We start from the raw sequence: 13121 nt of genomic DNA, 5'->3' as shown, positions 1-13121 counted from the left end.
TGCAGGACAGTTGAGTCCGTGCTTGCGGTACAGCGTCCGGTTAAGAAGCGTCATTTCCGACTGCGGCAAGCTGTCGCATGCAGCGTTGGGTGCATCTGCAATGCATTCGATTGACTGCCGTCATTTGTTGAAAACAAGCATGAATTGCGCCGAAACAGAGGCGTGGCTGGAAACCGCGTGGTTTCGTGGCGCGTTGTCGCTTTGCAACAAATTGCATGGGAAGCCGGCCGCACGCTGTCTACGCTTCGGCCCACTTCGACTACGAGCGATGTCGCCTTCGGCCTCATCGAGTGACGCTAACCATGCACATGCGCCTCCTTCATCTCCGCACGCCGCATCGTTTTGCCAGCCGTCCGCTGGGGCTGGCGATTGCCGCCGCCGTGGCAATGGCGATTGCCGGTCATGCCAGTGCCAACGGTGATGATTCCCTGCAGTTCAGCGAGGGCTTCCTGATTGGTGGCCAGGCCATCGACATGCAGCGCTATGCGCAGGGCAATCCCATGGAGCCGGGCGTGTATCCCCTGGACGTGGTGGTCAATGGCCAGTTCCACGACACGCGCGATATCACCTTCGTGGCGGCGCCGGCGCCTCTGGGTGCAACCCCATGCCTGCCGGCCGGGCTGGTACGCCAGCTGCCGCTGAAGGAGATGTTCCTGGCCGAGCTGGACCAGGATGATGAAGGCTGCGTCGCGCTTCCCGGCTTGATCGACGGTGCCACGGTCGAGTTCGATGAGAGCAACCTGCAGCTTCTAGTGAACGTGCCACAGGCTGCGCAGGCACGCGATGCGCGCGGCTACGTGGCACCTGCACTGCGCGACCACGGCGTCACGGCAGCCTTCTTCGATTACAACATCAACCACAGCCGCCACAAGGGCCAGCAGTCGACCTATCTGGGATTGAACACGGGCGTGAACCTGGGCGCGTGGCGGCTGCGTCATCGTTCGTCCTTCAGCCAGGGCAGCCATAGCTCGCGTCACGATGTGATCAGCAGCACGCTGCAGCGTGATCTTCCGGCGTGGAATGCCCAGCTGCTGTTGGGGCAGGGTACGACCGGTGGCGAACTGTTCGAGTCGCTGTCATTCACCGGTGTGCGGGTGGCCAGCGACGAGCGCATGCTGCCGGACTCGCTGCGCGGCTTCGCGCCGGTGGTGCAAGGCGTCGCCGAAACCAACGCGGTGGTGAGCATCCGACAGAATGGCCACGTCATCCACGAAGTAAGCGTGGCGCCGGGGCCGTTCTCCATCGAAGATCTGTACCCGACCAACTTCGGTGGCGACCTGGACGTCACCGTCACCGAAGCCGACGGCCGCCAGCAGCAGTTCACTGTCAACTTCTCCGCAGTGCCGCAGGCGCTGCGGCCGGGTGCCAGCCGCTTCAGCGTCACCGCGGGTGAACTTCGCGACGCGCGCGGTGTGCGTGAAGCACTGCGCTTTGCCGAAGGTACCTACGCACGTGGCATCAGCAACCATTTCACCGCGCTGGGCGGGGTGCAGATTGCCGAAGACTTCCAGTCCGCACTGTTCGGCGGTGCAATCAATACACCGCTCGGTGCGTTCGGTGCCGACGTTACCCATTCGCGCGCACGCCTGGCCAATGGCGAACAGGTTACCGGCAACAGCTTCCGGCTGAACTACCAGCGCTATATCACCGCAACGGGTACCAACTTCGGTCTGGCAGCGCTGCGCTACAGCACGCGCGGCTATCTCTCCCTGAATGATTTCGCCCAGGCGTACAACGACGACTGGGGCGTCAGTGGCCGCGCGCGCCAGCGCTTCCAGGTGAACTTCTCGCAGCGCATCGGCGAGCGCAGCACGCTCTCGCTTAATGGCGGACAGGTGCGCTATTGGGACAGCGCGCAGCAGCACAACGATCTGCAGTTGCGCTTCCAGACCAGCATTGGCCGCGCCAATCTTAGCCTGTCTGCCATGCGCCTGCAGATCGGCGATGGCCACCAGGACACCCGCTATGCGGCGACCTTCAGCATTCCGTTGGGTTCGGCCCCGCGCGCGCCGCGCTTGAGCACCCAGGTAGCTCATTCGGCACGCGGCGATCAGGGCCAGCTGGGGCTGAACGGAACGCTGGGTGCCGATCAGCAGCTGAGTTACAGCGTGTCTGCCAGCGAATTCAGTGACGGGGCCGGCGGCGCCAATGCCTATGCGTCTTATCGCGGTGGGCAGGGCACGGTCACCGCTGGCTACAGCCGGTCCCGCGACTACAGCGCCTTCAACGCCAACGCGGCCGGCAGTGTGGTGGTGCACCGCGATGGCATCAACTTCGGTGCGCCGGTGGGCGATGGCTTCGCGCTGGTGCAGGCCGACGGCGCGCAGGGCGCCCGCATCGGCTACGGCAGCGACGTGCGCATCGGTCGCAACGGCTATGCGCTGCTGCCGCACGTGAGCCCCTACCGCTGGAACCAGATCGAACTGGACCCGTCGGGCCTGCCGATGGAGGTGGAATTGCTGCAGACCTCGCAGCGGATTGCACCGACGGCGGGCAGCATCGTGCGGGTTGCGTTCAATGCCAAGCGCGAACGCACATTGTTCATCGACGCCACCGATGCGCTGGGCCAGCCGTTGCCGTTTGCGGCACGTATCGAAGATGAGACCGGCCGCAGCCATGGCGCAGTGGGCCAGGGCGGTGTGATCCAGCTGCGTGGCGCGCCCGAACAGGGCCAGCTGATCGTCGACCCGGACGGCCCGCATCGCTGCCGCCTGGAATACACCACCCCGGATGCCCCCGACGCCTATGGGCTGTCGTGGAGCCAGGCGGTGTGCACGCCGATGCCGGCCCCGAGTAATGGGCTGCAGGCCGCCCTGGATGCGGTCGAAGCCACGTCGTTCTGATGTCCTGATTTCATTCTTTCAACCCAAGGAATTCTTTCATGAACCTGTTCAATCGCATCACCCTGTGCACCACACTGCTGGCCGCCGCGCCGCTGGCTCTGGCTGACAGCGCCACCCTCACCATCAGCGGCAAGGTGCTTCCCGGCACCTGCACGCTCACCGCTGCGCCGATCACTCTGGACCCGGTGAAGGCCAGCGACCTGACGCCCGGCGCCGAGGCGCAGATCAAGGCCGGGTCGCTGCAGTTCTCAGGCTGCGTTGGCGTGAGCAAGGCCGTGCTGTCCTTCTCCGGTACCGCCGCCGACGGCGATGCCACGCGCTGGAAGAACACCGCTGCGAGCGATGCGGCCGACGGCGTGTCGATCTCGCTGCTGTCCGGTACCACCGGCAGCACCTATCTGAAGGATGGCGACACCGGCATTGATGTGCCGGTGACTGGCGCCACCGCGCGTTACGACCTGCGTGCCGCCTATTTCCTGCCCACCGGCGAAGCGCCGAGCGCAGGTGAGGTGTCTACCGAGATCGTGGTCACTGCCGATTACGAGTGAGCTGTTTCTGGCTCGAACGTACCCCAAGGAGACTGATATGAGCGCCAACACCGCCCCTGACACGCGTCCCATCCCGCGCCATGCCCGCAAGCTGCTGGCGACACCGTTGCTGGGGCTGCTGTTCTGTGCAGGCAGTGCAGTTGCCTGTGTCGAGTACGGCATCAACCGCGATCTGCTGCTGGACAAGACGTATGCCACGTACCCGGACGCGGGCAGGGTGCAGTTTGACCAGAAGTTTGCTTCGCGTTCCTTCAAAGATTGCCCGGAGGAGCGGGACGTACCGGTCTTCATGACCCTGGAGATGCCCGGCCTCATCTATGAAGGCGAGGTCACTTTCAGGGGGAAGTCCTATCCTGCGTATTCCGCGGCCCCCGACTCCCCGCTGGTGATGTTCTACCATCACGTCGCTTTTTCTGAAGACGGTCCGCTTCGTAATGGTGAGGAGGTGCCTGGACTGTTCGAGATGAGCGGGGGGACATCCCTTGAAGCGTCGATCCAGTACTGGGCAGTTGTCTTTTCCCGTGGGGGCCGCATGAGAACGCCCCCGACCATGACCGGTTCGATCACGTTGCGAGCGCCATCGGAGCCCTCACTTGATCACCAGTCGATCGTGCAGCTGGATCTCAAGTTCCCAGTCACCACCTGCCCCCTGCAGGACAAGGCCGAAACCCTGCAGGACGTGCAGACTGCAGAGCTGTCCGTACCGGGCTCCACCGCAAAGGAAAAGCTGGTCGCCATCCGCATGGACTGCGGCGTGGACCCGCCGCGTGCGCGGATGACGCTCAGTGATGCTGGCGATGCGGGCAACACGGGAAGCCAGCTGACGCCTACAGCCGATTCGGATGCCGAAGGCGTGCGCGTGCAGCTGCTGCGGAATGGCTCTGAAGTGCAGTTCGGCCAGACCTGGGATTTCGATCCGGGTGTGGGCGGCGTGCATGACCATCAGTTCACCGCGCGCTATATCCGCACCAACGAACCGCTGGTGCCCGGCACGATCAAGGGTGAGGCAGTTCTGAACGTCGATTACTGGTGATGCACGACCCCGTGCTGCCATAGGGCGCACAGCGACGTACCGACCTTGCGTTGAACAGGAAAATGAAGATGTCCGATCACTCTCGCTCCCTCGTGTCCGTGCCCCTGCATCGGCGCAGCTGCCGCATGGCGCTGCCGGTATTGGTGGCGGCGCTGCTGCCGGGCCTGGCGCAGGCCTGTACCGCCACCATCACCTGGCCCATCGTTGAGGACAGGCAGAAGCCCGGTTACCGCGAGGAGATCCACATGCTGGTGGATGGTGGCACCAACGTCAGCTACAGCGGGTGTCCGGTGGGTGGCGATCTGCAGATGACAGTCAATATCCAGGGGCCGGGCCTACGCTGGGTCATGGATCTGCCTGATGTTCCTGTCTGGCCGGTGGATGGCCCGTTGCCGTTGTACGAAACCGGGCCGGATTCCCCATTAATCGGCTTTGCTACCACCTATGACGGCCCACGATTGCCGCTGGCGTTGGGTGACAACACGTTGACTTACCCTATCCGCAACAGCGGCGACAGTTTCATCATCAATGCCTTCATGTTCAGCCGTGGTCAGAAGATGCGCGATACGCAGACGCTGGCGTCGGTGCACATCGTGGGGCGCAACCATCCCACTTTCGATGTGACGGTGCCGGTGGACATTACGATTGCGTTTCCGCCCACCACCTGCCGCATGCGCGACGTTTCCGAGGTGCTGCAGGATGTCGCCGCTGCCGACCTCATGAATCCTGGGGACTCTGCTCGGGAAAAACCCGTGTCGCTGCTGATGGACTGCGGCGTCGCGCGGCCACGTGCCGACATGGTCCTGATGGATGCGGGCGATGCAGGCAACACGGGTAGCCTGCTGACACCGAGCGCCGACTCCACTGCCGAAGGTGTGCGGGTGCAGCTCCTCAGTGGCGGCCGGGAAGTACAGTTCGGTACACCGTGGTTCTTCAACCCCGGAGTCGGTGGTGTCCATACATTCGAGTACACCGCGCGCTACCTTCGGGTGAACGAGGATCTGAAGCCCGGCCTGATCAAGGGCGAGGCCGTGCTGAACGTTGTCTACTGGTGAGGCGTGCGAGCCATTCGCTCCGGCTGGCCCGGATACCTAACGGCACTTGTTTCTCAGGTTCTTCACGCCAGTATCATGTCATCTGAATGAATGTGGCGGCGCCCATTGCGGGGGTGGAGTTGTGTCCCATGTGCTCGATGGTGGGCAGCATCTCGGGGATGCACGGTGGACGCGTCAAACGGCGTACGGGTGGTAGAACGCTTTGACGCTCGAGAGGTCGCTTCACGAACACTAATGTCGTATGTGTGTCGCAATGTCGCATCTGACATTGCAACTAATTGCATGGTGGGTGTTCAACGCGACATCCACTATGCCGGTCTCGAAAAAAGGAGACCTCAACATGCGATCCCATCAGATCCAATACTCGGCGCTGGCCCTCGCCTTGACGGCGGCACTCGCCGTTGGCATCCCTGTTCGTGCGCACGCACAGCAGGTCATCGCAGACGGCGATGCACAGACCCCGGCAGCGGGGGATTACAGCGCAACCGGCGTGGGCAACCACGCCTTCCATGCGCTCAACGGCGGCAGCATCGTGCCGATGGGTGCGGTCAATGTGAGTGCGGATGGTAGCGGGGCATCCGCAGCCCGTGCCGAAGGGGCTGGCAGTCGTATCGAACTGAATGGTTCGACCTTGGTCACCACCGGTTTTGGTGCCACTACCGCGCTGGCAACGACGGGAGGCGAACTGCATCTGACGGCGACTGACGTCATCAACAAGGGCACCGGCATGGGCGTTGTGGCGCATACCGGCAGCCAGGCAACGCTGCAGGATGTGAACATCCGCATGGAGGGTGTGTCGTCGGTCGGCCTCGCCGGCGGCGGTGACATCACCATGACCGGTGGCTCGATCTCGGCGATGGGGCTGGGCAGCCGCGCGGTGTCGGCCACCGGGGCGAACATGACCCTGACCGGCGTTGCAATTGAAGGCGAGTCGGGCATCTGGCTGGCCGATAACAACCGGCTCAACCTCTCAGGAAGCACGGTGAAGGCCAGCGGCATCGCGTTGGACATCAATGGTCGCAGCAATGCAGTCACGGTGGCGGACTCCAACTTCCACAGCACCGGCAACGGGACCGCAACGGTCAAGATGTTCTCCGAATCGACGCTGGCAATGGCCCGCAGTTCCGTCATCAGCGAGGGGGACCGTGCGGTCGGTATCGATGCACGAACCGGTACGGCGGATCTGGACCGCGTGAATGTGACCACGTCCGGTGAGAGCAGCCATGGCCTGTATGCCGATTTCACTGGCATCGGCGCCGGCCCGATCATCACTGCGCGTGCGGCCCAGGTTCACACCACGGGTGCGGGTGCGATCGGTGCGGTTGCGCGCCAGGGCGGCAGCATCCATCTGGACGACAGCATCATCCGTACCGAAGGCCAGCAGGCCCATGGTGTGCTGACCGGGGGCAGGGGCGGGATGACGTTGGCCGGTTCGCACATTCGCACCGAGGGCGAGGGCGCCTGGGCTGCGGTGATCAATGACAACGGCAGCCTGGGCATCGACGGCAGTGCGCTGGAAAGCGTGCAGCACGGCGGTGTGTGGGTTCGCAGCAACCGTGACTCCCGTTTGACGCTGTCCAACAACGCCTACGTATCGGGTGGCAATGGCATTGCCATCGCACTGGATGCGGCGGTGGCGGGGCGTTTCGACGTGGTGTTGCAGGGGCATTCGCAGATGGTCGGCGACATCGTCATCACGCCCGAGGACGAGGATGCCGGTCTGGTGCCGCAGTCCGATGTGCACGTGCGCCTGGCAGACGGGTCGCTGTGGCAGGGCACGTCCAACCTGGTGCAGACGATGGCGATTGAAAGCGGAAGCCAGTGGACACTGACCGGTGATGCCACGGTGGGCGAACTGAGCGTACTGAACAGTGGTGTGGCGCTGTCCGACGGCAGTGGCCGATTCAACACGCTCACCGTGGACGGTGATCTGCACAGCGAGGGCGCGACGTTCCTGTTCCAGGGCGCCCTGGGCGGTGACGACAGCGCTTTTGATCGCCTGCATGTGCGTGGCGATACTTCGGGCGATGCAAGCATTGCGGTGAAGAACATTGGCGGCGTTGGCGCTCAGACCACCGATGGCATCCAGCTGATCGAAGTGGACGGTGCATCGTTGGCGACCTATGCGCTTGCCGGCCGCGCCGTGGGCGGCTCCTATGAGTACTTCCTGTTCAAGGGGGGCGTGACTGATCCCACCGATGGCAACTGGTATCTGCGTTCGCAATGGTTTGATGGCTGCAAGGACAATCCGGCCGCGCCGGGCTGTGTGGTGGACCCGGTTGATCCCATCGATCCGGTGGATCCCGTGGACCCGGTGGACCCTGTGGACCCGGTGGACCCGGTGCCGGTGCTGCGTCCCGAAGCCGGGGCGTACCTGGCCAACCAGTCGGCGGCCATCAACATGTTTTCCCATCGCCTGAACGACCGCATCGGTGCCGTCTCGCTGGACGAAGGCCGTGCCGCGTGGGCGCGCGTGGGACGTCAGCAGGCGGACTTCAGCGCGGTCGGTGGTCAGCTGTCGATTGATGGCAACACCTCGGTGCTGCAGATTGGCACTGACCTGGTTCGCCGAGGCAATGCAGCGTTCGGCGTGATGCTGGGCACGGGGCGTGCTGACAGCAGCGCAGTGTCCGATCTGACCGGCTACAGCGCCAAGGGTCGGGTGCGTGGCAGCGCGGTAGGTGTGTACGGCACCTGGATGCAGGTGGCTGACGGTACGCAGGGTGCGTACATGGATGCGAACCTGCAGTACGGCCGTTTCGATAACCGGGTGCAGGGCATAGGCCTGGAGCCGGAGCACTACGATTCGCGCATGGCCAGTGCGTCACTGGAGGCCGGCTACACCTTCAACGTGTGGCAGGGTGCCGCCAGCGCGCTGTACGTGCAGCCGCAGCTGCAGCTGAGCCATGTCGATTTCCGCACCGATCGCCACGTGGAGCGCAACGGCACGGTGATCGATCACGCCGATGCCGGTGGCCTGAGCGGGCGCCTGGGCGTGCGCGTGTTTGGCCATGGCACTGCCGCCAGCAACATCGTGCAGCCCTACCTGGGCGTGAACTGGCTGCGTGGCAGTGGCACCAGTACGTTGCAGTTCGACGGTGACAGGCTGGGCGCGGACGTGCCGCGCAACCGCTACGAGGTGCAGGCCGGTGCCGAGTTGAAGCTGGGCCAGCGCTGGGGCGCGTGGGGTGGCGTGAGCGTGCAGCATGGCGATCATGGCTACCGCAATGTGGGCGGCCAGCTGGGCCTGCGCATGGCCTGGTAAGCGGGCGTGCCGGGGGCGGCGCACGGACCTCTGTAGAGCCGAGCCCACGCTCGGCTCACCGCGATCTGAACGAAGAGCAGCCGAGCATCGCTCGGCTCTACAACCGCGTCGAGCGGGGGGGGCGGGACCTGAACGATGTCCATGTCTGTCGCGATCGTCCATTGAATGACTACGCAAACGGTGGCGATGCTGCCGGATCGCTCGCTGCCGGTCACCCGCATGTCTGCTCCCGAACGTTCCCACAACGCCGCCATTGATGGCCTGCGTGCACTGGCGGTGCTGGCCGTCATCCTCTTCCACACCAACGCGACGTGGCTGCCCGGCGGCTTCACCGGCGTGGACCTGTTCTTCGTGGTGTCCGGCTTCGTGATCAGCCAGTCGTTGGCCTCGCGCACCCATGCGTCGCTGGGCGCGATGCTGCTCGACTTCTACCGGCGCCGCGTGCTGCGCCTGCTGCCGGCGCTGCTGGTGATGCTGATGGCGACCTTCGTGCTGTCGGCACTGTTCATTCCCCGCGCGTGGCGCAATGAGCAGTTCGACCAGACCGGCTGGGCCGCGCTGGTCGGCTTCAGCAACATCGTGCTGGCCGGACAGCAGGACGATTACTTCTCACCCGGCGCAGAACTCAATCCCTTCCTGCATACATGGACGCTGGGTGTGGAGGAGCAGTTCTACCTGGTCTTCCCGCTGTTGTTCTTCGTGTGGCTGCGCGGGCGCGAACGCTGGCTGTGGGCGCGCTGGCTGTTGCCGGTGCTCACCGTGCTGTCGCTGGCGTGGGCAGGCTGGCAGGCGCAGACGGCACCGGCGGCAGCGTTCTATCTGCTGCCTGCACGGTTCTGGGAGCTGGCTGCGGGCGCGCTGCTGCACCAGTGGATGCGTGGGCGCGTGCCGGGCCGGAGCGGTGACACGGTTGCAGCGGTCGGTCTGGCACTGCTGGGTACAGGCGTGGTGATCGCCCCTCAGCTGGCGATGCCGGTGCCGGGCGTGCTGGCTACCGTCGGCGGGACGTTGATGCTGTTGGCAGGCGTGTCGGCATCGGGAACATCGCGCATGGCCCGCGCACTGGGCTGCGCACCGCTGGCCTACCTGGGTCGGCTGTCCTATTCGCTGTACCTGTGGCATTGGCCCCTGCTTGTACTGCTGCGCTGGACGTATGGCCTGCACGGTGCCGCGCTGTGGCTGTATCCGGTGCTGCTGCTGGCGATATCGGCCGCGTCCTACCACTTCATCGAGCGCCCGCTGCGCAGTGCGGCGCCGCTGCTGCGGCTGGCACCGGCCAAGGTGCTGGCGATGGCGTTTCCGCTGGTGGCGCTGTGTGGTGCGGGTGCCTGGGCTACCGTGGAATACCACGAGCAGGTCTCGCTCAGCGTCACCCGCGACGGCTACGCATGGCAGGCGCGCCGCTACCCGGCGTGGCGCCCGCTGGAGCCGGTAAGTGCACCCGCGCTTGAAGGGCGGCGCCTGTTCGTGGCCGGCGATTCGCATGCGGCGGCCTACCGCACGATGACCAGCATGGTCGCGCGCCAGACCGGTATGGAGGTGCGCCAGGATGACCGCGGCGGCTGCAGTTTCGTCAATCTGCTGCGCGCCAGCCCGGCCGATTGCCAAGGCTTCATTGAAGACGCGCTGACGAACATCGAACACGAGGCGCGTCCGGGCGACATCGTGTTGCTGGCGGCCCTGCGTATGCCGGAGCTGCGTGGGTTTGACTGGCAGCGCCAGGATGCGCAGCAGATCTATCAACAGCTGCTGGACGAGCGCACCCCGGCCCATGCACAGGCTGCGCGTGATGAGGCGGATCGTGTTCTAGGGCGTCTGCAGAAGCTGGGCGTGCACGTGGTTGTGGATGCGCCGCTGCCGTTGTTCAAGGCCGGGGCCTATCGCTGCTCGGACTGGTTCAACCGCCACAATCCGGCCTGCGCGGGAGGCCTGAGCATGCCGCGCGGTGATCTGGAGAGGCTGCGTGCACCACAGATGGCGTTGCTGGCCGAGCTGGCAGCGCGCTATCCATCGCTCACAGTGTGGGACCCGCTGCCACTGTTGTGCGGTCCGCAGACCTGTTCGGCAGTGGAAGAGGGTGAACCGCTGTTCTTCGACAACGACCACCTGAGCGGGCATGGCAACCGCGTGCTGTTGCCCAGCTTCCGGCAGACCCTGATCGATATTGCAGGCGACACGCCGGTGTAGAGCCGAGCCCACGCTCGGCTTTCGCGCGCAGCGCGGGCTTCATCGCGGTCTGCTCGAAGAGCAGCCGAGCACCGGCTCGGCTCTACGGGAGCGCGGAGGTGAACGACACGCCGTTGTAGAGCCGAGCCCACGCTCGGCTTTCGCGCGCAGCGTGGGAGTTTCGCGAACGGAATGGAGAGCAGCCGAGCATGGGCTCGGCTCTACAGGAGTGTGCGCGGTCTATGTCGGCGGCAGCACCTTGCCCGGGTTGAGAATGCCATCCGGGTCCAGCGCGGCCTTGATTGCGCGCATCGTCGCCAGCGTCGCCGGGCTGAACGCCTGCACCATGAAATCGCGCTTGGCCAGGCCAATGCCGTGCTCGCCCGACAGCGTGCCACCCAGCGCCAGCGTCAGCTCGAAGATCTTCGGCAGCGCGGCATGCGCGCGCGTGTTTTCATCGGCATCCTCCGGGTGGTAGAGGATGTTGACGTGGAGGTTGCCGTTGCCGGCATGGCCGAAGGTGACGATGGTGAGCGCGTAGTCACGTGCCAGGGCCTGCACGCCGGCCACCAGTTCCGGAATGCGCGACACCGGGACCACAACGTCTTCATTGATCTTGCCCGGCGCAACGCTGCGCAGCGCGGGCGACAGCGCCTTGCGTGCGGCCCACAGCTGGTCGCGCGCGCGGCCCTCCATCGCCACGTCCAGCTCGATCATGCCGTCGCCTTCGGCGGCACTGGCCAGTGCCTGCAGCAGATAAGGCAGCGTGTCGTGGTCACCATCGGCCTCGACCAGCAGCATCGCGCCTGCCTCCGGCACGTCGGCACCATTCAACCGCAGCAGCTCCAGGCTGCGCGCGTCCATGAATTCCAGGCGGGTGGGTACCACCGGCTGCGACATCAACCGCGATACGGCGGCCGCGGCGGCATCGGCATCGCGGTACAACACGCGCAGGCCGGCCTGGCTGACCGGCAGCGGGGTCAGTTTCAGCGTGGCTTCCACGATCAGTGCCAGCGTGCCTTCGCTGCCCACCAGCAGATGGGTGAGGTCATAGCCGGTGGCATCCTTGGTGTAGGCGCCGCCGCAGCGGATCACATCGCCGGTTCCGGTCACCGCCACCAGGCCCAGCACGTTGTCGCGGCTGGTGCCGTACTTCACCGCGCGCGGACCACCTGCATTGCAGGCCAGGTTGCCGCCGATGCTGCAGATCTCGGCGCTTGAGGGATCCGGTGCCCAGAACAGGCCATGCGGGGCCAGTGCCTGCTGCAGGGTGCCATTGAGAACGCCCGGCTGCACCACCGCGCAACGATCGCCGGCGCGGATCTCGACGATGCGATCCATGCGGGTGAACGAGAGTACGATGCTGCCCGGCTGCGGGACCGCTGCACCTGTAGTGCCGGTGCCGGCGCCGCGCGCGACCAGCGCCACGCCATGCACGCGACAGGCACGCACCAGCGCCTGCACCTGCTCGATGTCCGCCGGAAACGCCACTGCAGCCGGCCGCTGATGGCGCCATGAGTTGTCCTGCGCATTCGCCTCCAGCGCGCCGTCATCCATGCGCCAGCCCTCCGCGCCCAGCAGGGTGGACAGTTCGGCAACCAAATCGGTGGGTAGGGAAGGACTCATGACAGGTCTCGTGGGGCAGCAGGAGCGGGTTGGATCAGTTTCCAGGCGACAACGGCGCCGGCCAGTGGCAGCCACACCCAACGCAGTTCGGAGAGCAGGGTAGCCACGCCGCGTGCGCTGAAGAACTGTGGCGCGAACGGTGACACGCGGATGGGGCGCCATGGCGCGAAGAAGCGGTGTTCGCTCCACGGCCACGCCAGTGCGACGCCGAGGCCACCGGAGGTCATCGCATCGAGCAGCGGATGGCTGGCGGCACAGACGAAGACGAATACAGCGGCTTGTACGGTAGATGCCAACCTTGGTTGGCACACACCCGGCGACCAAGGTCGGCGACTACCCAAGAACGCCAACGCCGCGGCCAATGCTGCCAGCACGCCGGCAAACAGCAGTGAGTGGCTGGCGCCGCGATGGCCGAACGCATCGGCATAGGGAATGTGCAGCGCAAAGGCCAGTACATCGGCATCGGGCAACATCGCTGCGATCACGCCGGCGGCCAGCAGGCGCGGTGGGATGCGGCCACGATCAGCGGCGCACCACAGCGCCAGCGGCACAGCGGCATGGGTGATGATCGACGGCATCAGTCAC

Annotated in this window: 8 protein-coding genes; 6 read left to right on the top strand and 2 right to left on the bottom strand. The window is 65.2% G+C overall.

Annotated features, from left to right (window positions below):
* The first annotated feature begins 308 nt into the window (after nucleotides 1–308).
* The 6 genes from RCF13_RS14515 (at nucleotide 309) to RCF13_RS14490 (ending at nucleotide 10931) form a co-directional block, all read left to right on the top strand.
* Nucleotides 309–2843: a fimbria/pilus outer membrane usher protein gene (locus RCF13_RS14515; protein WP_185807494.1), complete on the top strand. Its 2535-nt coding sequence runs from the start codon at nucleotides 309–311 to the stop codon at nucleotides 2841–2843.
* 38 nt (nucleotides 2844–2881) lie between these two features.
* Nucleotides 2882–3391, top strand: a complete 510-nt coding sequence (locus tag RCF13_RS14510) for a fimbrial protein (RefSeq protein ID WP_061478405.1) — start codon at nucleotides 2882–2884, stop codon at nucleotides 3389–3391.
* Between the two features lie 37 nt (nucleotides 3392–3428).
* Nucleotides 3429–4424 carry a fimbrial protein gene (locus tag RCF13_RS14505; RefSeq protein WP_229298508.1) on the top strand — a complete coding sequence of 332 codons (996 nt, stop codon included), beginning with the start codon at nucleotides 3429–3431 and terminating at the stop codon, nucleotides 4422–4424.
* A 62-nt stretch (nucleotides 4425–4486) separates the two neighbouring features.
* Complete coding sequence (locus RCF13_RS14500; protein WP_229298509.1) at nucleotides 4487–5479, top strand: fimbrial protein; 993 nt, start codon at nucleotides 4487–4489, stop codon at nucleotides 5477–5479.
* Nucleotides 5480–5819: 340 nt separating this feature from the next.
* The gene (locus RCF13_RS14495; RefSeq protein ID WP_134968405.1) at nucleotides 5820–8744 is read left to right on the top strand and encodes an autotransporter outer membrane beta-barrel domain-containing protein; all 2925 of its coding nucleotides are present in this window, start codon (nucleotides 5820–5822) and stop codon (nucleotides 8742–8744) included.
* A 186-nt stretch (nucleotides 8745–8930) separates the two neighbouring features.
* A complete protein-coding gene (locus tag RCF13_RS14490; RefSeq protein WP_181357875.1) occupies nucleotides 8931–10931 on the top strand; it encodes an acyltransferase family protein in 2001 nt (666 codons plus the stop codon).
* A gap of 219 nt (nucleotides 10932–11150) precedes the next feature.
* Here the strand turns inward: RCF13_RS14490 and RCF13_RS14485 are convergent, their stop codons facing one another.
* Together RCF13_RS14485 and RCF13_RS14480 are read right to left on the bottom strand one after the other, a co-directional pair.
* Nucleotides 11151–12536 (bottom strand): FAD-linked oxidase C-terminal domain-containing protein, encoded by a 1386-nt coding sequence (locus RCF13_RS14485; protein ID WP_061478402.1) that lies wholly within the window; start codon nucleotides 12534–12536, stop codon nucleotides 11151–11153.
* The gene (locus tag RCF13_RS14480; protein ID WP_061478401.1) at nucleotides 12533–13114 is read right to left on the bottom strand and encodes a metal-dependent hydrolase; all 582 of its coding nucleotides are present in this window, start codon (nucleotides 13112–13114) and stop codon (nucleotides 12533–12535) included. The genes RCF13_RS14485 and RCF13_RS14480 overlap by 4 nt, the downstream gene beginning before the upstream one ends.
* Nucleotides 13115–13121 lie beyond the last annotated feature (7 nt).

This window comes from Stenotrophomonas maltophilia group sp. RNC7 (genome assembly GCF_030910085.1).
Classification (GTDB): Bacteria; Pseudomonadota; Gammaproteobacteria; order Xanthomonadales; family Xanthomonadaceae; genus Stenotrophomonas; species Stenotrophomonas sepilia.
Note: the sequence above shows the minus strand (reverse complement) of the source record. Positions and strands in the feature narration are given on the sequence as shown.

Coding starts and splice junctions, on each gene's coding strand:
- RCF13_RS14515 (WP_185807494.1), top strand. CDS start 309: ATGCGCCTCCTTCATCTCCGCACGCCGCATCGTTTTGCCAGCCGTCCG.
- RCF13_RS14500 (WP_229298509.1), top strand. CDS start 4,487: ATGAAGATGTCCGATCACTCTCGCTCCCTCGTGTCCGTGCCCCTGCAT.
- RCF13_RS14485 (WP_061478402.1), bottom strand. CDS start 12,536: ATGAGTCCTTCCCTACCCACCGATTTGGTTGCCGAACTGTCCACCCTG.
- RCF13_RS14495 (WP_134968405.1), top strand. CDS start 5,820: ATGCGATCCCATCAGATCCAATACTCGGCGCTGGCCCTCGCCTTGACG.
- RCF13_RS14490 (WP_181357875.1), top strand. CDS start 8,931: ATGCTGCCGGATCGCTCGCTGCCGGTCACCCGCATGTCTGCTCCCGAA.
- RCF13_RS14505 (WP_229298508.1), top strand. CDS start 3,429: ATGAGCGCCAACACCGCCCCTGACACGCGTCCCATCCCGCGCCATGCC.
- RCF13_RS14510 (WP_061478405.1), top strand. CDS start 2,882: ATGAACCTGTTCAATCGCATCACCCTGTGCACCACACTGCTGGCCGCC.
- RCF13_RS14480 (WP_061478401.1), bottom strand. CDS start 13,114: ATGCCGTCGATCATCACCCATGCCGCTGTGCCGCTGGCGCTGTGGTGC.